This window comes from Geitlerinema sp. PCC 7407 (assembly GCF_000317045.1).
GTDB lineage: Bacteria > Cyanobacteriota > Cyanobacteriia > PCC-7407 > PCC-7407 > PCC-7407.
Genome location: NC_019703.1, coordinates 1,884,302 through 1,909,700, shown reverse-complemented (window position 1 = coordinate 1,909,700; position 25,399 = coordinate 1,884,302). Strand labels below are relative to the sequence as shown.

The following is a 25,399-nucleotide window of genomic DNA, read 5'->3' as shown; positions in this document are numbered from 1 at the left end:
ACCTACCCCTGGTGCCACCCCTCTTCCTCGCAGTCAAACACGCTCCAGATCGTCCGTCAAGGCTGTCGTGAGGAGTCGTAGCAATTGAGAATCAAAGAAGTTGACCACAAACAGAAGGCCCCTGCTTCCGCTATACAGAGATCACCACTCTAAAACCGGCGAAATTACTTTATCTGTTACAAAGCGTCCGTACAATTACGGATGCTATTCGTCAGTCTAGACCCGAATTTCCCAAAAAGCTGCTAGAAAAGGTTGTTAATCGCGCCTTGAGACCTTGAAAATCGTTGGCCCTTAAGCGTTGACATTTTTCGAGGCGATCGCCTGAGGTTTTGGCGTCAGTGTTTCTTTGGCGATCAGCATCTCAACATCCAATGTTTGGCGGGCTAGTCTTATTTCAGGATGCAGCAGCCTGAGCCAATCCAGCAGCAATATCAACCGCTTTTTGGGGTGGCCATTTGCTGGGAGATGATCAAAGTTATCTCGTCCGGCGATCGCTCTTCGGGTACTTACATTGGTAATCGCGCTGATTAGACTAAAAACGGCAGCGATCGCGTTTTGTCATTGATTTGACTGCATTCATTTGTCTGCATTTCTTCAGGTCGCCTTCGCTGATTTCCTGCATCCTTCGTCCCCTCTCCCATCAAACGGCATGAGTCTCGACATTCGGCACTGGTTGAGCGATCACCAACTGACCCCCGCCCAGCTACACTCGGCCCCCCTGCCGCAGATGGTGGGGATCGCCTTCCGGATCGCCCAGGACCTGCAAGGGCGGGAGCTCACCCTCTTCGACGTCAGCACCTTTGCCGAGACCTTGGCTCTGCCGCTGTCGGGGGTGCTGGCAGAGGGACCCGCCCTGGCCCAGATTACCCTGGCCCTGGTGCGGCTCCTGAGCCAGCAGCGCCCGCTCAAGCGCAACGAAGGCGTCTGGCTGGCCTACCAGGTCGCCTACCTGCGGGGGTTGCAGCAGGTGCTCAACCAGGAACTAGCGCTCAATCGTCCCTGGATCGAGCGAGCCAAGCTGCCCCTGCTGAACGAGCGAGGCACCCTCGAAGATGGTCCCCTCCAAACTCAGCTCCGGGCGCTCAAGCCAGGGCAGCTCACCGACGCTCAGGCCGAACAGGTCCTCTCGACACCCACAGACTCTTTCTTGGTCCAGCAGATGAACGGGGCGGCGATCGCCTGGTTTATGGCCAGCGGCGCCGAGGAAACCGAGGCCAAGCTGATGACCCAGCGAATTCTCAATGGGCTGGCCGGCCATCTCCTGGGCATCGTCACCGAGGCGCCCCTGAGCCTGGCCCAGATGCAAAAGTTCGTGCGGCTGGGCAATACAGCGCCCAGCGACGGCAGCGGAGACTGGAGCGAAGACTATGAGCCCATCGACACTGCCATCGTCGTGCCAAAGCCTGCCTTGGTGATTGATCTTGAGCGCGAGCGCTACCGAGCGGCCCTGCTGCGCAGCCAGAGCGAGCCGCTGCTGGGGGAAATGTTTACCCTGCGGGATCTGTACGTCTCGCTGGCAGGCACCACCCTCTCCAGCCAAAAGAACGCACCGGAGGAGGCCTTTCGGTGGGCGGCCCAGCAGCTCCAGATTCCCCAGGCGATCGCCGTGCTGGAGGGGGAGTCGGGCCAGGGAAAAACGGGCTTTTGTCAGCTGTGGGCGGCCCATGTGGCCCAGGCTGTCTATCCCCAGTGGATGCCCATCGTGATTCGGCTACGGGATGTGACGATCGGAGAAACCCTGGCCGATACCCTGGCATCGGCGCTGCCCCAGGCCCGCTTTACCGAGCCTGACGGCTGGCTGTCGGCCGTTCACCCGCCCTGCTTGCTGCTCCTCGACGGCCTGGATGAACTGCCGCGATCGCCCCAGGGCGGCAATCCGGCGGCCCAGTTCGTGCGGCAGGTCCAGCAGTTTTTGGCCCAGGAGACGCTCAGTCCCCGAGGCGCGCGCCACAAACTGCTGCTGACCACGCCCCCGGTGGTCTTCCAGGCGGCCCTAAACACGCTGACCACCGAAGAGCATTTGCCCTACTACCGTCTGCGGCTGCTGCCCATGGAGCAGGAGGAGCTCAAGCAGTGGTTCAAGCAGTGGGCCGGGCTGCAAACCAAGGCGATCGCCCAGGCCTATTTCAACTTTTTGAAAAAAGCGGGCCTGTTTCGACCGTCCCCGGAGCCGGACTCCCTGGCAGCCCGCGTTCGCCATCCGCTGATGCTCTATCTGCTGGGAATTTTGCATCGGGACGGCCATCTCGATGAAGGGCTGCTGAGCCTATCGCCCAGTGAGCTGAGCTTTGAGATGCAGGACCGCCTGCTGCGCTGGCTGACGGGGCAGACGATCGATCCGGTGCGCAGCGGCAGCCTGACGGGGCTGGTGCGATCGGGGCTGGCCCACGCCAGTCGAGGCGAGGAGACCATCACAAGCTTGCTCCTGGGGCGATCGCCCGCCAGGCTCCAGCAGCAAATCGAGACCATGGCCCTGGCCATCCAGCAGAGCCAGATCCGGCGGGTGCTGCCCACCGCGGTGACCCCCGAGGCGGAGGATGCTGGCGGCTGGTTTCCGCTGCCAGCGCTCTATTTCAGCGCTCCTGGCGGCCAGCTGGGGCAAGACACGCCGCTGGAGTTTACCCACCCGAGCTTTGGCGCGTTTCTGGGTGCCAAGGCGATCGCCCGTCAGCTGGCCACCTTCGCCCAGCCCAGCAACGGCCTGATCGAGGACCACGCAGCCCTCAATGCCTTGGCCCACTGGCTCTATCACCAGGTCAACTACCAACCCCTGCGCCCGGACATGGTGGAGGCGATCGCCGCTGATCTCCAGCGGCTCCAGCGCACCATGTCGGCGTTTCAGTTCAGCGCCCTCACGCGCCGCCTAGAAGCCTTTTACCAGCGCTACTGCCGGGGCGACTGGCTCGACCAGGGACTCCCCCAGGACGCTCGCCAAGCCGGTCAGCCGTGGCAAACGCCGCCCAATCTGCTGACCCTAGAAGCCGCTGTGGGTCTCAACGCGTTTTTGCTGCTGTGCGCCAGCCACCACGCGGCCCAGAGTATCTTCTGTCCCTGCGGCGACCCGAAGGGCGATCGCTTCGATCGCGATCGCTTCCTCCAGTTTCTCCACCGCATCAGCCCCCTCAGCCTCAACGAGTTCCAGCTGTGGGCCCAGCCCCTGCTGAGCACCCTCGACTTTAGCGGCGCCAACCTCGAGCACCTGGCGTGGGCCGAGGCCAACCTCCAGAGCGTCAACCTGGCCGGGGCACGCCTCAGCGGCAGCGATCTCACCGGGGCCAACCTCGTGCGCGCCAACCTGAGCAACGCCAACTTGAGCCGCGTCTCCCTTGCCAAAGCCAACCTCTCTGGGGCCAACCTCAACAGCGCCAATCTGCGCGGCACTGACCTGCGGGGCGCCATTCTCAAGGGCGTCAACTGGGCAAATACTTGCCTGTTCGAGGCGCGGCTGAGCGACAGCGATCGCCGAGAAGCCGAAGAACAAGGCGCAATTTTTTCCCTCGAAACGTTTCAGGCTTACACCGCCGTCCGGGCTGCCCAGGACAGCACCCCTGAGCCGTCGCCAGTGGCAGGAGACGGCGAGCTAGCGGATACAACCTTGATCGTGTCTCAGCCAGCCTCCCTATACGGCTCAGAATCTGACGTCGATCTGGGCGACAGCGAAGACGCCACGCTGTTTATGGCCGACCCATAGGCCCGGAGCCTAGAGCATTCCAAGCCCCAAAACTGCTCCCAACCAAGGCGCGATCGCCCTTCCCAGGAGCACCATGCCCGTCGGGGCCGGCAGCATTTCGCCGCGAAAATCCAGGAGCTGCACCAGCACGAGATACCCAAGGGCCAGCGCCACCGAAATCACACCCGTAATGACAGCAACAATTTTTGAGCGGTTCATAGGATCCAAAGTTCGTGAACAAGCAGCCAACCTCTAGCTGGCTTGGCCAAATCAGCCATTTCAACCAGCATAGGCCAGGAACGAAAGTCTCCAACTTTGGCTCGCGACTTGAGCACAATCGTCTTGAGGGGGCGGAAAATCCTCGCTGGTCTTGCCCACAGCAGTCGTGCGGAGGGCCCGGGACTTGCTAAACTCTTTGTCGCGACCAACCATCCAGCCAGGGTGACGTTCATGGATACCAATGCAACTCCAGCCCTTCCCGCCGCGGACGCCACGCCCGAGCAGCCTTTCGTGGTCGAAATCTACGAGCTCAGCAAGGTGTATCGGAGCGGCTTTTGGCTCAACCAAAAAATCACGCCGCTGAAAAACTGCTCTCTGGTGGTACACCCGGGCGAAACCTTCGGCTTGCTTGGCCCCAACGGCGCGGGCAAGACGACTCTGCTGAAAATTTTGCTGGGCATCGTGCGCCCGACCCAGGGGCGGGGACGGCTGCTCGGCCATCCGCTGGGCGATCGCGCCGTCAAGCAGCGCGTCGGCTATTTGCCCGAAAACCCTTACTTCTACGACTTTCTGACCGGCTGGGAATTTTTGCGCTACACCGCCGATTTGTTCCAGATTCCGCGATCGGTCCAGCGCCAGCGCATCCCCCAGCTGCTGGAGCTGGTGGGCCTCGCTCTCTCCGCCGCCCGCAAAAAGCAGCTCCGCCAGTACTCCAAGGGCATGCTCCAGCGCATCGGCATGGCCCAGGCCCTGATCAACGATCCGGAGGTGGTTTTTCTCGATGAGCCTATGTCGGGCCTCGACCCCCTCGGCCGATACCAGATGCGCGAAATCATCTTGTCTCTCAAGGAGCAGGGCAAAACGATTTTCTTCAACAGTCACGTGCTCGCCGACGTGGAGATGATCTGCGATCGCGTGGCTATCTTGGCGGATGGGGAGCTCATTTGCAGCGGCAAGCTCGACGAGCTGCTCGGGGGCAACAACACCTACTACATCCAGGGCAAGGGCGGCAGCCTCGACGTCCTCAAGAAACGCATGGTCAACCTCGAATTTCAGGACGGGCTGTGGCAGGGCCATCTCCAGGGCGATCCCTTTGATTTCCTCGCCAGCTTGTCCCTGATGGGCGCTCAGATCGTCACCATCAAGCTTGCTCGGCCTTCCCTAGAGGAATTCTTCATGGAGCAGCTGCGCAGTCGCGGCATCACAAGCAGCCACTAGGGCCAGCGCCTCACCAAAATTTCTGCTTCAAGATAGCCGACGACAGACCCCAAAAACCGGCATCCTAAGGCACAGCCCACACTGAAATTTTTTGAAATTTCTTAAAAAGGCGTGGGATGTTCTGACCCGTCCTGCTATCAACCATGAAATTCACAACGACCCTCGGCCTCATTGCTGGCAGCCTCACCACCCTGGCCTATCTGCCCCAGCTGATCAAAACCTGGAAAAGCAAATCCGCAGACGACATTTCTTGGAGCATGCTGATGATCCTGTGCCTGGGAATCGTGCTGTGGTTGGTTTACGGCATCGCGGTTCACGATCTGCCCCTGATCGCGGCCAATGTCGTCACCCTGATCTTGGCGTCGATCATCCTCGGGCTGAAGGTCCGCTACCGACGCTTGGCGCGCCTCCAAGCCGCTAGCTCAGAGCCAGAAATTGCAACAGAACCTCCTAGCGCCGAGCCCCAGACCTAGGCAGAAGCCAGAATCTAGGGCGGGGAATCACGAGGTCGGCGGCACATAGGAGCCCAGCAGCGTGCCGTTGGAGTAGTAGACGTCCAGGGGAACCTGGGTGTTGTCGCTGATGGCTTCTAGAGCCCCCTGGAGCGCCTGGATATGCTGCTGCAAGGCCACAGCATTGTTGGAGTCCCCCGCGAAGATCGCCTGCTCGTACTCCGGTGTGAGCATCACCTGGATTAGGTCATTAGACAGGGAGTAGGTGCAGATGGTGGGCGTCCCTGCACAGGTGCTCTGGAGGTCCGTGCGGGCTTCCTGGAGAGCGACAGCGGTGTTGAGCTGGCCCTCTGCCGCCTGGAGAGAAACGCTGTAGGAGTTGATCAGGGGCTGGGCGCGCTCGTAGTAGACCGTGTTTTGGGGCACCTGCTGGGCAGCGTTGATCGCCTGCCGCCAGTGGATGACCGCCTGGGTCCACTGGCTCTTTTGCTCAAAGGATTTGGCTTGGTTTGCCAGAGCGATCGCTTCGTCGTAGGTGTCTAGGGCGAGCTGCTCCTTGGCCAATAGGTCGCGCACTTGAGACATGCGGGCCTGGTAGGTCGTTTTGAGCTGGTTGGCTTCTTGGCGCGCCATGGTGCCCTGGGGAATATTCGTGAGCTGGTTGAGGACGGTTTGCCAGCTCTGCTGGGCGGCCTGGAGCCCTTCGACGCCGCGGGTGGTGCTCTGGCGCGTTTCGGCCGCAGCGGCGGCATTCTTGGCCAGGCTCAGCCGCTGCTGGGCCAGGTTTTCGGCTGTGATGCGGCGTTCAATGGCGGCCAGGTTGGCCTCGTATTCCCGCCGCTTTTCCTGCACAAAGCCGTAGGAAGGACTGGTGGATTCGACCTGGTTGAGGGTGGCGATCGCCTCTTCCCACAGGTCGCGGATCGCCTGCCATTCAGCAATCGGATGGGGCGGGTTTTGGCTCCGCTGGGCGGCTGTGGTGGCCTTGCTCTGGGCCGCTATCACCTGCTGGAACGGACCATTTTCCTGCTGGAAGACCGTCAGCAGCGCCTGGGCGTCTCGGCGATGACCCGACCACAGCGGCACCGCCCGCAGCTGCTCGGACACAGCGGCGATCTCGCGCTGAACAGCGTTTAGCTCTTGCCAAGAGGTGACGCTAGCGGCGCGCTGCTGCAAGGCTTGGGCCGTTTCGACCGGGGGACAGCCCCCCAGCACACAGGGCCGCGTGAAGGCATACAGGCTCACTGCAAAAGCAGACACGCTGATCGCCGCGCCCGCCAAAATCCAGGGCCACAGCACCCGGCGATCGCTGGGGGTAAGGGGCGCAAGCTCGTGATCGTCGGGAGTCTCGTCCTCGTCTTGATACGGATCTAATGGATTTAGTTGATCCGGATCTTGATCTAGGTTTTCTTCGCCGCCCTCGCCGATGTCCTCTCGAGGACCAGCCTTAGGCCCTAGATTAAAGTCGCTCTCGGCGTCTTCGTTGAAGAAATCAGCAGAACCGTCCTCGCGATCGAAATCCGTCTCAGAATACATATCAGAGGCGATCGCCGCTTCATCCAGCTTCGAGGAATCGTCCGAGTCCTCTAACCAGGCGTCCGTCTCAGACGCAGGGGCACTTTCCGCCAAACCACCAGAGGCGATCGCCTCTGACTCACCAAAGGCATCTTCTTCTAGATCTGGGGAATCGGTGGCTTCTGGGGCGGCAGATGGCGCGGCAGGCGGCGGCGCAACGCCCAAGGAAGGCGGCGGGGGCGGCGGGGGCGGCACCAGGCCGGGCATTGCGGAGCGGGGCGGGGCCCACGCGATGGACGCAGATTCGTAGGGCTGCTGTTCGCCGCGACGGCGCAGATAGAGGCGAGCCTTGGGGGCGATCGCGGGCCGGATCTGGCCTAGGGCCTGCTCGATCTGCCCAAATACCACTGCTGGAGCGGCCACCGGCTCCGCCGAGTCATGCTCGACCAGCACCATCAAGACACCCTGCTTGAGGGCGCACTGCACCCCCAGCGGCGTCTGGCGATCGCCCCCTCGGAGCAGTGCAGCTTGGAGGTGTTGCCCAAGCTGCTGGAGGTCACTTAGGTTAACAGCCGTTTCCATAGCGCACTACCCCTCAGTTGGCATAGTCAAACTTCGTGAAATCATTAGACCCAGCGTGACGCCCCGCCATCACGGCATGATAGGAATCATGATGGGCTTCATAGTACCCCACGAGCTCTATTTCTTGGGAAACTGCACACCCAGAATTCTCCGTCAGGATAGGCTAGCCCTGCGATTACTGGGGCGATCGCCATTGTTCCGAGATCATTAATTCTCTTCAATTAACCGCAACATCTTGCTAAAAAGGAACTTCTGGCCGCCCCTTGCGCCCCTAACGTTCTCCTAGAAGCCCAGTTGCTCATCGCTTTGAGGTTTTCATGGACATTCTCATCGTTGAAGACGAAGCAGAGATTGCTCAGCTCATTCAACTTTATTTAGAAAAAGAGGGCTTTTCCTGCCACGCCTGCCGCGACGGCCTGCGAGCACTCCAGCTCTTTCAGGAGCAGCAGCCAGACTTGATCATTTTGGACCTGATGCTGCCCGGCCTCGACGGCCTCGAGGTCTGCGCCCGCGTGCGCCAGCAGCCCGGCCCCAAAGACCCCTACATCTTGATGCTGACCGCCAAGGGCGAAGAAATCGATCGGATCATTGGTCTGTCGACCGGCGCCGATGACTACCTGGTTAAGCCCTTTAGTCCGAGGGAGCTGGTGGCGCGGGTGCGAGCTCTCTTGCGGCGATCGCTCCGCCAAGGCGGCCAGAGCGCCCTCTACCGCACCCAGCACTTCCAGGTCGACCCCGACCAGCGCTCTGCCCAGCGCCTCCTCAATGGCGACGACACCGAGCTACTGGACCTGACCACCCTCGAATTTGATCTGCTCACCACCTTCATCAGCTATCCAGGGCGGGTCTGGAGCCGCGCCCAGCTCATCGAGAAGCTCTGGGGCGACGACTTCTTTGGCGATGAGCGCGTCGTCGATACCCACATCGCCCGCCTGCGCAAAAAGATTGAGCCCGACCCAGCCAACCCAACCTTCGTTAAAACAGTGATAGGCGTCGGCTATCGCTTTGAAGACGCGATCGCATAGGTAGGAATTCCCTTGGCTCCTAGAATTGGTCTGCGGGCTCGCTTATTTTTGTCTCACCTCGTCGTGATGATCGTCGGACTGAGCACCCTGCTCGCCGTCGGCAAGCTCTACTCTCCCCGCCTCTTCTTGCTTCAGCTCTCCAAACTAGAGGGCGCTGGCTTCAACATCGGCTACGTCCGCTATCGGCTGATCGAGGGCTTCGACTCGGCCTGGAGCAAGGGAGCCCTGTGGTCGGTGGTCGTCGGCGGCACCGCAGCGGGCGGCCTCAGCTACCTGCTCTCCAAGCGCATCATGCGGCCCCTCCTGCAAATGGAGCGGATCACCAAGCAGTTCGCCTCCGGCAATCTCGACGCTCGACTGCCCGCCTCCGAGATTCCAGAAATTAATCAGCTGGCCAAAAGCTTCAATCAGATGGCGACGGGCATCGCGGGGGTGGAGCAGCGGCGGCGCGAACTGGTGGGCGACATGACCCACGAGCTGCGCACTCCTCTGACGGTCCTCGAGGGCTACCTAGAAGGGCTCGCCGACGGCACCATCGACCCGTCGGTGGAGGTGTACCAGCGCCTCGCCCGCGAGACCAGCCGCCTCCGCCGCCTGGTGAATGATTTACAAGAGCTGTCCAAGGCAGAGGCGGGCTACTTGCCCATCGACATTCGGGCCTTTGACTTGCGGCCGCTGCTGGCGATGCTGATCCAGAAGTTTTCGACCCAGGTGCTGGAGGATGGCCCGGTGTTGCAGCTCGACTGTCCCAGCGATTTGCCAGCGGTCATGGCTGACCCGGAGCGCGTCGAGCAGGTGATGGTGAACCTGCTGGGCAATGCCCTGCGCTACACCCAGGAAGGGTCCATCACGGTCAAGGCTTGGAGCTGCTCGCCCTATGTCTGGGTGGAGGTGATCGATACGGGCGAGGGGATCGCGGACGAAGATTTGCCCCACGTGTTTGAGCGGTTTTGGCGGGCGGACCGATCGCGCGATCGCTTTTCGGGGGGGACGGGCATCGGTCTGGCGATCTCGCGGCGTCTAGTGGAGCTCCAGGGCGGCGTCATCGAGGCGGAAAGCGCCCTCAATCGGGGCAGCACGTTCCGCTTTTCTCTGCCGCTGGCCTAGGCGATCGCCCCTTGTTTTTGCCTCGCTCATCCCTGGGAAATCTCCTGGGCGGGCGGCTCCTGCACCACCCAGACCGAGCAGGGCGCATGGTGGACTACGTGGTTGCTGACGCTGCCCAGCAGCAGCTCCGTCAGTCTCGATCGGCCCCGGCGCCCCACCATGATCAGGTCAGCTTTCCAGGTCTGGGCCGCTTCGCACAGGGCTGGCCCCGGCGGCATCAGGGAGCACGCAAAGTCAGCGATCACGCCCTGGTCCGTTGCCTGCTGGCAGTAGGCCTGGAGCCAAGCCTGGGCAGCTTCCTCTTCCTGGAGGGTCTGCTCTCGCCGAAACTGCTCTAGGCCGACGTCGGGGGTGCCGTAGAAGTTGAGGGTGGCGACGGGGTCAGCGACGGGCGGGTAGTCGAGCTGGGGTGCTTGGAGGCAGTGAAACAAGCGCAGGCTACTGCTGTGGGCTTTGGCCACGGCGATCGCCGCTTCCAGGATCGGGGTTGCTTCTTCTGGGCTGGCTAGGGCAACTAGGATTTTTTGTAGCTTCATTGAGCACCTCCAGAAAGTCCAGTTAAACGAAAGTTCAATTAATGGGCCGTTGCTAAAAGGGCGATCGCCTCACGCTAGGCAGGTTATCTTGCATTTCGCTCTCGCTTGTCAGAAGACTTCTTAAAAAACTTCTTAAAAGATTGTGGAAACCGGACCGGCGATCGCAATTCCCCTTGCCATACTTCAAATCAGCAGTGCTTCTAGCGTGAGGTTTCATTCATCATGAGTCGTCCCATTGGTGTCACCATCCTGGCAGTTTTGCAGCTGATTAGCAGCCTAATCGCCCTTCTGATTGGCGTGCTGATTCTTCTATTTCGCGGCTTTTTTCTTGATTCGCTCATGAACAACCCAGAGTTTCAAACTGAAGAGTTGATGCAGACCGGCATGGTGGGAACAATTGTCACGATCCTAGGCATAGGCATGGTGCTTTTAAGCCTGATTGGCCTACTGCTGTGCTATGGCCTTTTTATGCTGAAGTTTTGGGCCTGGATAATCACGCTCATTCTGCAATTTATGGCGCTTCTGGGGAATCTCATGGGCGTGCTGGCCACTCAGATGAACGATGGCAATCCGGGCGGTATTGTTCTCCAGCTGGTGATCAATGGGGTCATTATTTACTACCTGTTGCGGCGTGACGTTCGGCGATCCTTCGGTCAGGCAGCCTAGGGGCGAGAATCGCCCGTAATCACCCAACCGTAGTGTGTACAACAAAAAAATTTTCGATCGCGCTGAAAGATAGAGCCATTGACCCGCAGCGTGACCTGAGACCATTGGTTGGGTGGTTTCGGGTCATTTTTTTGGGAAATTTCCGGCGCTTTTGGCAGGCGATCGCCCCAGCACCTAGTGAAAAGCGCCACTCCCTCGGTACTCTTATGGGTAACGTTTCTTGCTCGGCTTTGGCGTCCCTCAGACGGCAGAAGCTCTTGGCAACTTTGCAGATCGATTTTTCAGAACCATGGCTGAACTTCCCCAGGACCTCGACGAGGCGATCGCTCAATCCCGGACCGCAACCCAGGCGGCCCTCGACGACGGTCATTCCCGGCTCCAGGTCGAGCTCGTCTTCCCCGAAATTGACCTCCAGGCCATTTCCATCGCCGAGCTGTTTGCGGCCGACTTTGAGGCGCGCTACGGCGATCGCTTCAAGATTCTCTTCCCCGATGCGGGGGCCGCTGCCCTCGCCAAGCACCGCTGGGGCGAGAAACCCTATGAAATTCGAGGAATTTCTGAACTAAAGGCCCAAATCCAGCCCGATGAGCAGGCTTTCTTGATGATTGCGCCCTCCTCGGTAGAAGTTGGCCCAGTCGAGAAGTTTTGCGAGGAAGCGAGCGATCGCCCCGTGGTCATGGTCAACCCGCGCCTAGAGGACGTCGCCACCATCGGCATCGGCTACGCCGGCCGCCAGCTGCGAGAGCGCTTTCTCAGCACGCTGCTCTCGTGCTACTACCTGCGGCCCTTTGAGGGTGGCGCTTTGCGGCGCTCCTATCCGGGTCCTTGGGAGGTGTGGCTGGAGACAGAATCAGGCTACGAAAAAGTCGCCGAAGAGAGCCAAAAGCCGGTCGGCGACGCCCTCGATCAGATCATCGGGCGCGTCCAGGGTGCCGAAACAGAAGGAAGCCCCGCCCCAGGCCCGACCAAGCGCAAGGGATTTTTGTCCGGCTTGCAGGAATTTTTGCGCGCCCTCAGTCAATAGTTGACACGAGAAACCATGTAGTGTTCGCTACTCAACTCCTGGGAGAAATGAGGACAAGGCGGGCATAATGAACATTAAGGAAAGGCTGGGCCTAACCCCAAGAATCGTCACCAATTAGCCAAGTTCATTCGCCGGAGTGCGCAATGCTTCACCGGGGGCTGAGAACCAAGGAAAACTATGGAGAATGAAAGCCACCGCCGAATTTTTATCGGCGATGTCCACGGTCATTATGATGGCTTAATGACCTTGCTAGCGGCGATCGCCCCAGGGGATCAAGACCGGGTCTATTTCCTCGGGGATTTGATCGATCGGGGTCCAAAAAGCGCCCAGGTCGTCGAGTTTGTCAAAGAAAGTCCTTACACCTGCATTCTCGGCAACCACGAGCAGCTCCTGCTCGACTCCTTTCCCAACAGTCAGCCCGCCATGTCCCCGCTCCAGGCTTGGCTCTACAGCGGCGGCTACGCCACCGTCGCGAGCTATGGCGACGACGGCATCCCGATCGACCACCTCGACTGGATGCGATCGCTGCCGACCCACCTAGACCTTGGCGATGTCTGGCTCGCCCACGCTGGCGTCCATCCCAAGTTTCCTATCGAGGAGCAGACGCCCCACGACTACTGCTGGATTCGGGACGAGTTTCACAGCATTCCTCAACCGTATTTCGATAACAAGCTGATCATCGTCGGCCACACCATCACCTTCACCCTTCCCGGCGTTTCCCCCGGCGAGATCGCCCAGGGAAACGGCTGGCTCGACATTGACACCGGCGCCTACCATCCCAAAAGCGGCTGGCTGACGGGCCTTGACCTCACCAACCGGATGATCTACCAGGTCAACGTTTTCCAAGATACCCAGCGGGTCTTGCCCCTCGATGAGGCGGTCACGCGCATCGAGCCTTCCCAAGTCCTAGCTCGCCGCAAGGTCTTTGGCTCTCGCTAGGGCCGACGTTGCTGCTCGGTGAGCGGCTTGACTTTGAGCCAAAATTTCTTCTGATCTGGTTTTAATCCGTCCAATTTACGCATCAGGTTCACACGCAGTGCCGATGCAAACCAAAGGCCTCCCAGAAATCTGGGAGGCCTTTGGTTGAGAGCTGAAATTTTCAACTTGGAGAAGCAGCCCCAGTCACCCTACAGCAGGCGCTGAATCTTGGCGCGGTAGGCTGCGTTGTCTAGACCGCGATCGCCCGTGACTCCCGCAGAGGAGTCAGAAACGCCACTGGAAGCTTCTTCAGAGCCGTCGAAGGTTTCAGATTGGCCGATCTGCCGACGCATCGCCGATACGCGATCTTGGGGGTGGGGGTGGGTCCGCAGGAATGCCGGACCGCCACCGCCCTGGAGTTTCTCCATGAAGGCGATCGCCGCTTCGGGGGCGTAGCCCGCCCGCCGCAGGTTCGTAATCCCCAGGTTATCGGCCTCTAGCTCGTCTTTGCGGCTGTTGGGACGGCGCACCGCCAGGTCCACCCCGATCTGCACCGCGATGCTGCTGTCAATCCCGGCGGCCTCGGTCAAACCCTGGGCGATCACCGCCTGACGCATCTGCTGGATCGCGTGGCGTCCGGCAATATGTCCCGTTTCGTGAGCCAGCACACTCGCCAACTGCGCTTCGTTTTCGGCGGCTTTCAGCAGACCCGTATTGACGTAGACGAAACCGCCCATGGTCGCAAAGGCATTCACGCTGTCGTCCCGGACCACCTGGAAGGTGTAGGGCAGATTGGGCCGAGAACTCGTCGACGCAATGCGCTGCCCGACTTGGTTGACATAGTCATTGATTGCTGGGTCTCGATAGAGCCGCACCTCGCGACTGACCAGCTGCTGGTTGATCTGGCGACCAATCTGGACCTCTTGACGATCGGAGATATTGGAGAGCTGGATCACCTGGATGCCGCGAAAGATCAGATCAAACAGCGACGCTGCCTGGCCTGCGTAGGGCGTCCCAACGCAGATACCCAGAGCAATGGTGAGGGACAGGGCAGAATATAGCCACCGACGCGGCAAAAGCTTAGTGAGCGGAGACAGAAAGTTAGCCATGATGAACGGTGTGAGGAATATGAGCAACAGCGGGACGGAGTTCTAGGTCAATTTTCGCACCGGGTCCGAAGCAAAGGGGCGATCGCGCTGAGGCCGACCTAGACCAGAGTTCCCAAAATCACTAAGCTGCACGACGCAGATTTTGCCTGGGAGGTTGCCTTTGGCCCGCAATCTTGCCCCAGAAGACAGGGAACCCCAGGACGTCTCCCCCCAGCTCTCGGCAGCGCTGCCTCGTCTCCCGATAGCCTTGCTATTCTGGGAACTGTAGCGAGAAAACCCTGCCCCAAGCATCGTCGTGCCGGACCTATGACTGAACCATCGACAAAAATTTGTATTTTGGGCGGAGGCTTTGGTGGCCTCTACACCGCTCTGCGCCTGAGCCAGCTCCCTTGGGAAAATCAGCCAAAACCCGAGATTGTCTTGATGGATCAGCACGATCGCTTTCTATTTCTGCCGCTGCTTTATGAGCTGGTGACCGGCGAGATGGAAACCTGGGAAATTGCGCCGCCCTATGCTGAGCTGCTGGCTAGCACTGGGATTCGGTTTCAGCAAGGCTGCGTGGCGAACATTGACGTCAATGCCAAGCGCGTGACCTTGCAGGACGAGACGGCCCTAGACTACGACTATCTGGTTTTGGCCCTCGGCGGCGAAACGCCCCTGGACGGCGTCCCCGGCGTGGCAGAGCACGCGATTCCGTTTCGGGCGATCGCTGACGCCTACCGCCTCCAGGAGCAGCTGCGCCTGCTAGAGGCGTCCGCAGCGGAGAAAATCCGCGTGGCGATCGCTGGAGCGGGCTACAGCGGCGTCGAGCTCGCCTGCAAGCTGGCCGATCGGCTGGGCGATCGCGGCCGAATCCGCCTCGTGGAGCTCAGCGACCAGATCCTGCGCACCTCCCCCGACTTCAATCGCACCGCCGCCCAAAAAGCCCTGGAAGAGCGCGGCGTCTGGATCGATCTAGAGACCAAAATTGAATCCGTTGGGCCAGATAGCCTTTCGCTCCTGTACAAGGGCCAAACCGACACAATTCCTGTCGATATCGTGCTGTGGACCGTCGGCAGCAAGCCGCCCAGCGTGGTTGCTTCGCTGCCTTTCGCCCGCAATCCTCGCGGCCAAATCACGACCCTGAGCACCCTCCAGGTGGTTGATCATCCCCACATTTTTGCCCTCGGAGACCTCGCAGACACCCGCGACGCCGAGGGCCAGCAGATCGCTCCCACCGCCCAAGCCGCCTTCCAGGCGGCGGACTACGTCGGCTGGAACCTGTGGGCGGCCATCACCGGGCGTCCGCTGCTGCCCTTCCGCTATCAGCACTTCGGCGAAATGCTTTCCCTGGGCATCGACAATGCGACCCTGACGGGCCTAGGCATCACCCTGGACGGTTCCCTAGCTCACATCGCGCGGCGCTTGGCCTATCTATACCGAATGCCCACGATCGACCACCAAATCAAGGTCGGCTTGAACTGGATGACTCAGCCGCTGCGAGAACTCCTCAAGCCTTAAGCCATCAACGATACGGCCAACTTTGGGGTGGGTCTGCTGTAGGATAGCGGGGAAGAATGCAACAATCGGCTGCGCTTGGGGCTCGTCCTAGGGCAGCCGATGCGATCGCTGGACGCCAGGGACTATGAAGCGACCCAAACCCAAAGTTATCTTTCTCGATGCTGTCGGTACGCTGTTTGATGTACAGGGCAGCGTGGGAGAAGTGTACAGCCAGATCGCCAGCAAGCATGGCGTGGATGTGCCGGGCCATGTTCTCGAGCGGGCTTTTCGCGCCAGCTTCCAGGCTGCGCCGCCGCCGATTTTCCCGGGGGTGGAGCGATCGCGGCTGCCCGCCGCCGAGTTTGAGTGGTGGAAGTCGGTCGTTTTCCAGACCTTTGAGCGGGCCGATGCGCTCCAGCAGTTCGTGGACTTTGCCAGCTTTTTTACGGATCTCTACTCCTATTTCGCGACGGCCCATCCCTGGGTCATGCCGCCCGATGTCCGCCCTTCTCTGGAGCACTGGCAGCGCCAAGGGATTCAGCTTGGCATCATTTCCAATTTTGACTCTCGGCTGCATCTGGTGCTCAAGGCCCTGGGACTCGCGCCCTACTTCAGCTCCATCACAATTTCCTCGGAGGTCAGCGCCGCCAAACCCGAGCCAGGCATCTTTGCAGCGGCCCTAGAAAAGCACGACTGCCTGCCGGAAGAGGCGTGGCACATCGGCGACAGCTACGACGAGGATTACCAGGGCGCAAAAGCCCAGGGCCTATACCCCATCTGGCTCCAGCGGGCGGTCGGCTAGGCATTTTTCGTTCTTTTACTCGTCGGTCTCTATGCCTATCAAGCCCTCCCAAGTTTTCGCGCTGCTGCGCCAAAAGCGAGACGATTTCAAGCAGTTTGACGTTGAGGCGATGCGACTGGTGCAGCAGTATCGCAGCGCCCTAGAGCGCAGCTCTCAGGCGTCTTCGGAGGTGCTGGCAGAGCAGCTGCAGCGGGCGATCGCCTCTAATCCCGGCGCGACGATCCTAGAGCCCTTTGAGGCCCTGCCCAACTGGGTCCTGCCGGCCAACCTGCGCTGGCAAAATCGCCAGGAAAGCTTGGCCTGGGTGCGCGATCGCCTGACCGGCATTGCGACCTTTGCGGTGGACGGGTCCCAGATTTTCCCCAGCAAGGACTGGTCGATCCCGGTGGCGCTCGTGCAGATCGGCTGGTTCGAAAATCTCCATCTCCCGAGCGGTCAGTACACCAAGGACATTGCCCTAGACGTGATGACACCCGCGGAGCTCAAAGCCAACAACAGCGGCGAGCCGGTGGATCGGCGGGTCAACATGCGGCGCTTTGAGATGGAGACTGAGCGCCTGGTCCGCTACATGGAGGAAAAGGCCCACTGCGAGGAGTGTTTGGTGTTCTTCGATGGAGCGCTGATCGCCTCGTTCGCGGACACGTTTGATGGCGAAACCCGCGACTTTTATGTCCGGTGTCTGCTCAACCTGCTGCGCACCAGCGAGGCTTGCCGCGTGCCGCTGGTCGGCTACATCGACACTTCCTACGCTCGCGACCTGACGCTGATGCTCCAGCGGCTGCACCAGCTGCCGGAGGCCCAGGCTGTCCACGATGCGCAGCTTTTTCACTGGAACATGGTGTGGGGCGATCGCACGCCGCTGTTTCTCTCCCAGCGATCGGGCATCCTCAGCGAGTACCAGGAGCAGGCCCACCAGATTGCTTTCACGTACCTCAAAACAACCCACGATGGCTATCCGGCCCGCCTGGAGATTCCCTTATGGGTTTATGAAGCGGGCTGGCTCGATCGCGTGATGGACTGGGTGCGCGGCGAGGTGATCATCGGCAGCGGCTACCCCTACGTGATCGAGACGGCTGACCAAACGGCTGTCCTCCAAAGCAGCGATCGCCAGATGTTCCTGCGGATCTTGCAGGACTGGGCCGAGCAGGAAAATCTCAACCTGCGCCTCTCTCGCAAAATGGTCAGCAAGGTGCGGCGACGCTAGACACAAAAAACCCCCAGATTTTGGTCTGGGGGCGATCGCCGTTTACGCAGTGTTTGCTAGCTGCGAGATGTCACGGTTAACGAGACTTGCGCTTGGAGGAGCGGCGCGAGGAGGATGCCCCAAAGCCTTGGGAGGAACGCTTGTCTGTACCGTTAGACTCGGCCTTGGACTGAGTTTTGGTGCGGCTGGCTTTGGTGGAGCGGGAGGTGCGGGTTGTCGACGGCGCGGGCTCAGTGGCATCAGCCACCGGTTCAGGCGCCGCCTCAGCAGGCGCTTCAGCGATCGGCTCGGGCGCAGTTTCAGCCACGGGCTCAGAGGGCGCTTCAGGAGCGATCGCCGCTGCTTCCGCAGGTGCCTCGGCTGTCGCTACCGGCTCAGGCGCAGATTCTTCAGCAACTGGCGCTTCGGCAGCGGGTTCTGCAACCGGTTCTGGCTCAGGCGCGATCGCCGCTGCGGGCGCTTCGGCAGCCGGTTCTTCTATAACAACCGCTTCTTCAGCAACCGGCGCTTCTGCGACGGGTTCTGGGGCGATCGGCTCTTCCACTGCCGCTGGTTTAGACGCCACTTCCGGCTCCGGCACAGCCGCAGGCGCTTCAGGGGTTTTGGCTTCGGGCTCTGGAGCAGGGGCTGCTGGCGGGGCGATCGCCGCCGGATCGATCTCGCGATAGTCGTCTGGGTTGGGGAACTTGGGCATAGACACTGCAGCCTCCGCAGGCGCTGGCGCTGCCTGGGACAGCCGCGCAATGCGATCGCCCGGATTCTCCGGAATCTGATACACCACCGGCAGGACCGTCTGCTGGGTCACCGCCCCCTGGATCAAAGCATCAACGTGCACGAACGGATCCACCGGTGGTCCCACCGGCTCCTCCGCCATGGCCGTTCCTGCGGGAGTCTGAGAGGACGCTGCTGGCAGAGGCTTTAGCGTCGCGGGCTCCGTTAAAGTCCCATAGGAGCGCTCCTTGGGCCACTGGGGCGGCACAAAGCGAATGGAACGAGCAAGACGGCGATAAGGCTCTAGGTAATCCGTTGTCACGATTGACCCCACTAGACGTACGCTGGACAGAATCAGTGCATAGCAGTGTGCCGTAGCATACCAAATCACAAACAGTGAGCAGGGATCAGGACAACAAATTTAAGTTTTCTTAACTTTCTGAGTAATCCTTTGCCCCATCAGCGATTGCACTCTTATCGCTCTCCAGAAGCAAAGCCTGACAGAGGGCTTTTTAGGAGCACAGGTTTTGGTAAAGTACAGGTATGTACGACGATGAAGATCTGAGCGTTTTAGACGCTGACGAAAGCTTAGAAAGTCCGCTCGACAAGCTTGGCCCGGTAGACGAGGAAACCGCCAGACCCGACCCGGATCTGATGCTGGCGCTGCTGCACTCGCCGGACAAGTCCCAGCGGATGCTAGCTGCGCGCGCCTTCTGCGAACTTCAGGACGCGCGGGCCGTTTCGCCTTTGATCGGTTTGTTGACCGATGCCTGCCCCTTGGTTCGCGTGAGCGCCGCCTACGCCCTAGGCCGCAACCCTGACGCTTCCGCCGTGGATCCGCTGATTGACCAGCTCAAGCGCGACTGGAACGGCTACGTCCGAAAGGGGGTTGTGTGGGCCTTGGGTAACTGCCGCGATCGCCGCTCCCTGCATCCTCTTTTGAACGCCCTCAAAACCGACATTGCCGCCGTGCGCCTCTGGGCTGCCAGCTCCCTCGGTCAGATGGCCGAAGTGGACTACGAAACTGCGGTTGGAGCGGTTCCTGCGCTGATTCAGGCGCTGCTGAAGGACCCCATGCCCGTGGTGCGCAGCAACTGCGCCTGGTCCCTGGGCCAAATCTGCCGCGAGCTCCCGTCTAATGCCATCTACGCAGGGGCCATTGATGGCCTGATCGAGGCCCTAGTCGAAGACGAAGACGTGGGGGTTCAGGAAGACGCCAAAGCCTCGCTGCTCAAGGTCGGTGACGCCCGAGCCCTGCAAATCATCGAAGAGCTAGAGCAGGAAGGCTTTCTCTAGAGGCACTTCTAAGGTCTTGTGGGAACAGCGGCCCTCTGGCCGCTCCGACGTGCACAAACAAACGCCTATGAACAACGAACAGGCTTCGCGACAGCGTTGAATGTCGCAGCAGGACGCTCTATGCTGTCCGATCGGGTAGTCCTGAGAGTGGGTCAGTTGCCCATGGCCTGCCCCGCTAGCCAAGCCGTTGTCCAGGCGCTTTGGAAATTGAAGCCGCCGGTGACGCCGTCAATGTCGAGCACTTCGCCGGCGAAGTAGAGGCCGGGGCACAGGCGACTCTCGAGGGTTTTGAAGTTGACTTCCTTGAGCGAGACGCCGCCACAAGTCACGAACTCTTCTTTGAAGGTGCTTTTGCCGCGAATTGGGTACTGGCCCTGGACGAGCTCTAGGGCGAGGTGATTGAGGCTTTTATTGGACAGCTCTGCCCAGCGAGCATCGAGCTGGAGCTGGGCGCGGCCTAGGAGATAGTCCCACAGGCGGCGCGGCAGGGCCACGGGGCGATGGGCACTCAGGGTGCGCTGGGGCATTTGCGATCGCGCCTCTAGCAGCCTCTGGCGAGCCGTTTCCAGGTTTTCGCCGGGCAGCCAGTTGATTTGCAGCGTGGTCTGGTAGCGACACTCGTGGAGCGATCGCGCGGCCCAGGCCGACAGCTTGAGCACCGCTGGTCCGCTCAGGCCCCAGTGGGTCACCAAGAGCGGCCCCGTCTGTTCAAATTTTTGGGTGCCGAGGCTGAGGCGCAGATGGGCCGCGTCCAGCGCAACTCCGGCCAAAGCTCGCAGCGCAGGATCAGGAACATTGAAGGTAAAGAGAGAGGGGACCGGAGGCTCAATGTGGTGCCCTAGGCTCTGGGCGATCCGGTGGCCCTGGGGCTGGCTGCCGGTGGCCAGCAGGAGACGATCGCACCGAAGGCGATCGCCCGATCGCAGGGCAACCTCAAAGCCCGCTGCTTGAGGCTCCACGGCCACTACAGGCGACCCCAGGCGGATCTCGACGCCCGATCGCCGCGCCCCTTGCCACAAGCACTCCACAATGGTCTCCGAGCTGTCGGTGACGGGAAACATGCGCCCGTCGGCTTCGGTTTTGAGGGTCACACCCCGCCGCTGAAACCACGCCACCGTATCCTTGGGCTGGAAGCGCGTAAACGGCCCCCGCAGGGCTTTGCCGCCCCGAGGATAGTTTTGCACCAGCGCCCCTGGCTCGAAGCAGGCGTGGGTGACATTACAGCGGCCACCGCCGGAAATGCGCACCTTGCCCAAGGGCTGCTGGCCCGCCTCCAGCAGGATCACGTGACGATCGGGATGGGCCTCGGCACAGGCGATCGCCCCAAAAAACCCCGCCGCCCCGCCACCAATCACAATCACTGGCTCATCAGTCTGTACCATTGCTAAACGCGTCCCCGCAGTGCTGTTAACTCCGCCAGCAGCGGCTGGGGCCGATAGCCCAGCCCAAAGGCCTGGGTACTGACCAAGGAAACATCGGCAGGCCGAGGAGCAGCCGACGCCACAGAGGCCTGGGAGCAGGGCCGGATCAAGTCCCTCGGCAGATCCATCACTTCAGCCAAGCGCTGCCCAAACTCGTAGCGCGCAATGCGTTCGGGGCCGCCCAGATGGAGCAGGCCGCTGACGCCCTGCTGGAGGGCCAGGAGCAGTCCCTGAACGGCCGCCCTTCCGCTGACCGGCGTGCGAAATTCGTCCGTAAACAGCGCCAGCTCCTGGCCCGATCGCAGGGTCTCTAGCATCCACTGCAAGAAGCTTTTGGCCACCGGCCCCGCCTCGCCAAACATCAAAGGCATCCGGCACACCGCCGCCCGCGGATAAAGGCTCAAGATTTTCTCCTCAGCGATGGCTTTTTGCTCGCCGTACACGCTGATCGGATTCACCGGATCTGCTTCTCGGTAGGGCGATCGCCGTCCGTCAAACACCAAGTCCGTCGAGGTAAAGACCAGCGGAATCGCGCGATCGGCGCACAGTTTCGCCAGCAGCACCGCAGCATCCACATTAATTCGATGCGACACCTCCGGCGATCGCTGACAGATATTGGGGCTCGACTGGGCCGCCAGATGGATCACCGCCGCAGGCTGCACAGACGCCATCAGAGCGGCGATCGCCCCCTCATCCGTCAGATCCACCGGCCGCATTTCTACGCCAGCGATCGCCACAGGGTGAGCGCCATAGGTTCCCACGACCCGCCACCGCTGGGCCGCTTGCTGACACAAATTCCAGCCCAAAAAGCCGCTGGCGCCCGTCACCAGCAGCGTCTCTTGGGGACCAGTAAACGGGCGATCGCTCCTAGATACTTGCATCGTCGCTCCGAGGCTCCTAGGCTCAAACACACAAAAGTCCGCCTAGGCGGACTTTTCACTTCTCTATTTGGGGAATGCAGCAGGCGATCGCACCCTCTTACAGGTTCTTCTCGCTCAGCTCCCGAGTCATATAGTCAAAGGGCTGGTCCACAAAGGACGTGTCAGCAATTCCGGCCTTCGCAGCCCGCTCCTTCACGATTTCCTTCATGATCTGGATGCCCTGCACCGTCGGACCGATGGGCACACCCAGAGAGTTGTAGGTTTCCCGCAGCCCTTCCAGGACGCGCTCATCGAGCACATCCGTATCGCCCGCCACCAGCGCATAGGTCGCATAGCGCAGGTAGTAGTCCATGTCCCGCAGACAAGCAGCATAGCGACGAGTCGTGTAGGCATTTCCGCCGGGGCGGATCAGTTCAGGGACGACTTCAAAAAGCTGAGAGCCTGCCTGCTTCACAATGGCAGCAGCATCGGCATTGATAGAAGCAGCCACCTGAACGCGGGCCATGCCGCTACCAAAATACGATTTCAGCGTGTCAATCGCGTCTCGGTCCAGGTAACGTCCCTTGATGTCATAGTTTGCGATCAGGCTCGTTACAGCGTCCCGCATAAAATCCTTCTCCCAACAGTTGATTCCTATCAGCAAGTTACTAATATCTGACCCCCCCATGTCTCAATCAAGTTTTCAACTGAGAACATTTGTAAACTTTGGTGAACTGGGGTCAGTTTGCCTCGGACCTGGCCTGAAACAGAAGTGCACTCAGTCCAGGGGATTCCCAAAGTTTATATCCACTTGGCGGGGGAGTGCTCTATCAACGTTAGGCGATCGCACCGCTGAAAGCTTTACCCACAGCCTTTTATCGGGTTTTTCCGCTTGGAGAATCCAGGGTCAAGTTTATCACGCGGCGTTCCCCTGATTGAGATGGTTTCAGCTTCAGAGGGATTCAAATGAATAATTGTTATTTTTCTTAAAACTGTCGAGGCTTCAGCCCGGCGATCGCCTCCATTCATTCCTATGCATCCAAGGTGGCCCGCCTACAAAAATGCAGCAGGATACAAAACCTAGAAAACCGAAATTAACCTTAAGTCGCTAACGAGCCTGATTTTCAAAAACAAGCGGCCCATCTGCCTTCACGAGCAATGGGCCGCTTGTTTTTAGAGAATTTTGTATGCAATAGCTATGGGAGTCAGGCCCCAGAAAGCAATTGCTTCTAAGCCACTAGCACATATTTCACAACGTCAAGCTAGTAGCAGAACGTGCCAGAGGCGCCGCGTTTAGGCAGAGCGCTGCATCTGAAACGAATCTCCGAAAGCCAACCATCCGAGACGGCGCTGATTGGAGCAGACAGAGAGTTCTTCGGGGTAGCGCGGCTGGGGGTCATTCTCAAGGGTAATCGGCGGCACCATCTCCGAATCGTAGGCTGCGATCACGTCAAACGTGCCGGGACGCTGCTTTAGCTCGACCCTTTGTCCAGGCCGATACTGGAGCGCTTCTTGCCGATCGATGTTGCCCAATGTCATGGGAAGAACCCCGAACTCTAAACGGTAGCCATGGCTACTATTCTAGGCAGCGATCGCCTGTTGACTCCGCGATTCTGTAAAACAAGATACATTTTTTAACTTTCTTGACCAAAAAGCCTCTAGCAGGTCCAGAGGGTTTAAATCATCTGCGCGATCGCCCTGAAGTTTTGCCGAGGCAGCCTCGTTTTGTATTGGTTGATACAAAATGTCGCCAAACCAATCCATAGGATGATTCAGAACCGTTCAATTACAACCCATGGACGGTGGGCGATCGCTCAGCGGGGCTTTTCCACTAAGCCCATCCAACCCAGCCCAAATCATCAGTCTGGGCCACGACCAACGCGGGCACTTCCTTCATCAGGTATCCCCACCGCCGATTGACAGCAAGCTCCCCTTGCTCCCAACCAGAGCAAGCACAGTCCCTCGCGACGTAGCTCATTTAATCGCTGCGATCGCCCGCCCCTTCTGTGAAAATTGCTGTTCGCTGGCGTTTCCAAAGAACGTATAGTGGATGTTTCCCTCCCTGATTGTTGAGTCAGCCCATCGATAAGGAGTAGTTCATGCCTGAAACCCCACAAGAAGTCTTGAGCCTGATCAAAGAGAAAGGCATTAAGATCATTGACCTCAAGTTCATTGACATGCCAGGCATCTGGCAGCACTGCTCGTTCTACTACGACCAGATCGACGAGTCCTCCTTTGACGAAGGCGTGCCCTTCGACGGCTCCAGCATCCGGGGTTGGAAAGCCATCAACGAATCCGACATGTCCATGGTGCCGGACCCCACCACGGCGTGGATCGACCCCTTCATGGCTGAGCCCACCCTCAGCATGATCTGCAGCATCAAAGAGCCTCGCACCGGTGAGTGGTACAACCGCTGCCCCCGGACCATTGCCCGCAAGGCCATCGACTACCTAAGCTCCACCGGCATTGGCGACACCGCTTTCGTCGGCCCTGAAGCAGAATTCTTTATCTTCGACGACGTTCGTTACGACCAAAGCGAGAACAAGAGCTACTACTACGTAGACTCCGTCGAAGGTCGCTGGAACTCCGGCAAGGAAGAGCCCGGTGGAAACCTGGGTTACAAGCCTCGCTACAAAGAAGGCTACTTCCCCGTTGCTCCCACTGACACCGCCCAGGACATCCGCACCGAAATGCTGCTGACCATGGCAGAGTGCGGCGTCCCCATCGAGAAGCACCACCACGAAGTCGCGACCGGTGGCCAGAACGAGCTTGGCTTCCGCTTCGACACGCTGGTGCGCGCTGCCGACCACCTGATGACCTACAAGTACGTCATCAAGAACGTCGCCAAGAAGTACGGCAAGACCGTTACTTTCATGCCCAAGCCCCTCTTCAACGACAACGGCTCCGGCATGCACACCCACCAGTCCATCTGGAAGGATGGCCAGCCGCTGTTCTGGGGTGACGACTACGCCAACCTCAGCAAAATGGCGCTGCACTACATCGGCGGTATCCTGAAGCACGCTCCTGCCCTGCTCGCCCTCACCAACCCCACCACCAACTCCTACAAGCGCTTGGTGCCGGGCTTTGAGGCACCTGTGAACCTGGCTTACTCCCAGGGCAACCGCTCTGCTTCCATCCGGATCCCGCTGTCGGGCACCAATCCCAAGGCCAAGCGCCTTGAGTTCCGTTGCCCCGACGCAACCTGCAACCCCTACCTGGCTTTCGCAGCAATGCTGTGCGCCGGTATCGACGGGATCAAGAACGAGATTGATCCGGGCGATCCGCTGGATGTGGACATCTACGACCTGAGCCCTGAGGAGCTGGCGAAGATTCCTTCGACGCCTGGCTCTCTGCTGGACGCGCTGAAGGCTCTGGAAGCAGACCACGAGTTCTTGACCGCGGGTGGCGTCTTCACTGAAGACTTCATCAACAACTGGATCGAGTACAAGCTCGACAACGAGGTGAACCCGATGCGTCTGCGTCCTCACCCCTACGAGTTCGCGCTGTACTACGACTGCTAAAACGTGGCAGTTTGAGTGCCTCAGCCTAGGCTGAGAGCTCCAAAAGCAGTCGCCTTCGGGCGGC

22 protein-coding genes are annotated in these 25,399 nt (G+C 60.0%); 13 read left to right on the top strand and 9 right to left on the bottom strand.

The window, feature by feature from the left end; translation table 11 throughout:
• The first annotated feature begins 649 nt into the window (after positions 1 to 649).
• Positions 650 to 3,691, top strand: a complete 3,042-nt coding sequence (locus tag GEI7407_RS08080; RefSeq protein ID WP_015171654.1) for a pentapeptide repeat-containing protein — start codon at positions 650 to 652, stop codon at positions 3,689 to 3,691.
• Between the two features lie 9 nt (positions 3,692 to 3,700).
• On the opposite strand, the gene GEI7407_RS08075 is transcribed toward GEI7407_RS08080, so the two are convergent.
• A complete protein-coding gene (locus GEI7407_RS08075; protein ID WP_015171653.1) occupies positions 3,701 to 3,889 on the bottom strand; it encodes a hypothetical protein in 189 nt (62 codons plus the stop codon).
• A gap of 231 nt (positions 3,890 to 4,120) precedes the next feature.
• On the opposite strand from GEI7407_RS08075, the gene GEI7407_RS08070 reads away from it, so the two are divergent.
• Both GEI7407_RS08070 and GEI7407_RS08065 read left to right on the top strand, forming a co-directional pair.
• Entirely contained in the window at positions 4,121 to 5,107 is a 987-nt protein-coding gene (locus GEI7407_RS08070) for an ABC transporter ATP-binding protein (RefSeq protein ID WP_015171652.1), read from the top strand.
• A gap of 143 nt (positions 5,108 to 5,250) precedes the next feature.
• Positions 5,251 to 5,580 carry a SemiSWEET family sugar transporter gene (locus GEI7407_RS08065; protein ID WP_015171651.1) on the top strand — a complete coding sequence of 110 codons (330 nt, stop codon included), beginning with the start codon at positions 5,251 to 5,253 and terminating at the stop codon, positions 5,578 to 5,580.
• Between the two features lie 27 nt (positions 5,581 to 5,607).
• On the opposite strand, the gene GEI7407_RS08060 is transcribed toward GEI7407_RS08065, so the two are convergent.
• Complete coding sequence (locus GEI7407_RS08060) at positions 5,608 to 7,656, bottom strand: hypothetical protein (protein WP_015171650.1); 2,049 nt, start codon at positions 7,654 to 7,656, stop codon at positions 5,608 to 5,610.
• Positions 7,657 to 7,973: 317 nt separating this feature from the next.
• Here GEI7407_RS08060 and GEI7407_RS08055 point away from each other — a divergent pair, with 317 nt between their 5' ends.
• Together GEI7407_RS08055 and GEI7407_RS08050 are read left to right on the top strand one after the other, a co-directional pair.
• Positions 7,974 to 8,681 (top strand): response regulator transcription factor, encoded by a 708-nt coding sequence (locus tag GEI7407_RS08055; protein WP_015171649.1) that lies wholly within the window; start codon positions 7,974 to 7,976, stop codon positions 8,679 to 8,681.
• A gap of 66 nt (positions 8,682 to 8,747) precedes the next feature.
• Positions 8,748 to 9,788 (top strand): cell wall metabolism sensor histidine kinase WalK, encoded by a 1,041-nt coding sequence (locus GEI7407_RS08050; protein WP_041268336.1) that lies wholly within the window; start codon positions 8,748 to 8,750, stop codon positions 9,786 to 9,788.
• 26 nt (positions 9,789 to 9,814) lie between these two features.
• Here the strand turns inward: GEI7407_RS08050 and GEI7407_RS08045 are convergent, their stop codons facing one another.
• Positions 9,815 to 10,324, bottom strand: coding sequence for a universal stress protein (locus GEI7407_RS08045; RefSeq protein ID WP_015171647.1), 510 nt, complete (start codon positions 10,322 to 10,324; stop codon positions 9,815 to 9,817).
• 222 nt (positions 10,325 to 10,546) lie between these two features.
• On the opposite strand from GEI7407_RS08045, the gene GEI7407_RS08040 reads away from it, so the two are divergent.
• The 3 genes from GEI7407_RS08040 to GEI7407_RS08030 all read left to right on the top strand — a co-directional run bounded on the left by GEI7407_RS08040 (position 10,547) and on the right by GEI7407_RS08030 (position 12,953).
• Positions 10,547 to 10,990, top strand: a complete 444-nt coding sequence (locus GEI7407_RS08040) for a hypothetical protein (protein WP_015171646.1) — start codon at positions 10,547 to 10,549, stop codon at positions 10,988 to 10,990.
• Between the two features lie 289 nt (positions 10,991 to 11,279).
• Complete coding sequence (locus tag GEI7407_RS08035; protein WP_015171645.1) at positions 11,280 to 12,014, top strand: DUF1995 family protein; 735 nt, start codon at positions 11,280 to 11,282, stop codon at positions 12,012 to 12,014.
• 177 nt (positions 12,015 to 12,191) lie between these two features.
• A complete protein-coding gene (locus tag GEI7407_RS08030; protein ID WP_015171644.1) occupies positions 12,192 to 12,953 on the top strand; it encodes a metallophosphoesterase family protein in 762 nt (253 codons plus the stop codon).
• Between the two features lie 188 nt (positions 12,954 to 13,141).
• Here the strand turns inward: GEI7407_RS08030 and GEI7407_RS08025 are convergent, their stop codons facing one another.
• A complete protein-coding gene (locus GEI7407_RS08025; RefSeq protein ID WP_015171643.1) occupies positions 13,142 to 14,041 on the bottom strand; it encodes a M48 family metallopeptidase in 900 nt (299 codons plus the stop codon).
• A 306-nt stretch (positions 14,042 to 14,347) separates the two neighbouring features.
• Here GEI7407_RS08025 and GEI7407_RS08020 point away from each other — a divergent pair, with 306 nt between their 5' ends.
• The 3 genes from GEI7407_RS08020 (at position 14,348) to GEI7407_RS08010 (ending at position 17,526) form a co-directional block, all read left to right on the top strand.
• Positions 14,348 to 15,541, top strand: a complete 1,194-nt coding sequence (locus GEI7407_RS08020) for an NAD(P)/FAD-dependent oxidoreductase (protein ID WP_015171642.1) — start codon at positions 14,348 to 14,350, stop codon at positions 15,539 to 15,541.
• Positions 15,542 to 15,665: 124 nt separating this feature from the next.
• Positions 15,666 to 16,322 carry an HAD family hydrolase gene (locus GEI7407_RS08015; RefSeq protein ID WP_015171641.1) on the top strand — a complete coding sequence of 219 codons (657 nt, stop codon included), beginning with the start codon at positions 15,666 to 15,668 and terminating at the stop codon, positions 16,320 to 16,322.
• A 31-nt stretch (positions 16,323 to 16,353) separates the two neighbouring features.
• Entirely contained in the window at positions 16,354 to 17,526 is a 1,173-nt protein-coding gene (locus tag GEI7407_RS08010) for a DNA double-strand break repair nuclease NurA (RefSeq protein WP_015171640.1), read from the top strand.
• A gap of 76 nt (positions 17,527 to 17,602) precedes the next feature.
• Here the strand turns inward: GEI7407_RS08010 and GEI7407_RS08005 are convergent, their stop codons facing one another.
• Positions 17,603 to 18,559, bottom strand: coding sequence for a hypothetical protein (locus GEI7407_RS08005; RefSeq protein ID WP_150109737.1), 957 nt, complete (start codon positions 18,557 to 18,559; stop codon positions 17,603 to 17,605).
• A gap of 221 nt (positions 18,560 to 18,780) precedes the next feature.
• Between GEI7407_RS08005 and GEI7407_RS08000 the strand changes: the two genes are divergently transcribed.
• Entirely contained in the window at positions 18,781 to 19,533 is a 753-nt protein-coding gene (locus GEI7407_RS08000; protein ID WP_015171638.1) for a HEAT repeat domain-containing protein, read from the top strand.
• A gap of 152 nt (positions 19,534 to 19,685) precedes the next feature.
• Here the strand turns inward: GEI7407_RS08000 and GEI7407_RS07995 are convergent, their stop codons facing one another.
• The 4 genes from GEI7407_RS07995 to GEI7407_RS07980 form a co-directional block, all read right to left on the bottom strand.
• Positions 19,686 to 20,915 carry an NAD(P)/FAD-dependent oxidoreductase gene (locus GEI7407_RS07995; RefSeq protein WP_015171637.1) on the bottom strand — a complete coding sequence of 410 codons (1,230 nt, stop codon included), beginning with the start codon at positions 20,913 to 20,915 and terminating at the stop codon, positions 19,686 to 19,688.
• 2 nt (positions 20,916 to 20,917) lie between these two features.
• Complete coding sequence (locus GEI7407_RS07990; RefSeq protein WP_015171636.1) at positions 20,918 to 21,835, bottom strand: NAD(P)-dependent oxidoreductase; 918 nt, start codon at positions 21,833 to 21,835, stop codon at positions 20,918 to 20,920.
• Positions 21,836 to 21,932: 97 nt separating this feature from the next.
• Positions 21,933 to 22,442: an allophycocyanin subunit beta gene (gene apcB / locus GEI7407_RS07985; protein WP_015171635.1), complete on the bottom strand. Its 510-nt coding sequence runs from the start codon at positions 22,440 to 22,442 to the stop codon at positions 21,933 to 21,935.
• Between the two features lie 665 nt (positions 22,443 to 23,107).
• Complete coding sequence (locus tag GEI7407_RS07980) at positions 23,108 to 23,353, bottom strand: hypothetical protein (protein ID WP_015171634.1); 246 nt, start codon at positions 23,351 to 23,353, stop codon at positions 23,108 to 23,110.
• A 560-nt stretch (positions 23,354 to 23,913) separates the two neighbouring features.
• Between GEI7407_RS07980 and glnA the strand changes: the two genes are divergently transcribed.
• Complete coding sequence (gene glnA, locus GEI7407_RS07975) at positions 23,914 to 25,335, top strand: type I glutamate--ammonia ligase (RefSeq protein WP_015171633.1); 1,422 nt, start codon at positions 23,914 to 23,916, stop codon at positions 25,333 to 25,335.
• Positions 25,336 to 25,399 lie beyond the last annotated feature (64 nt).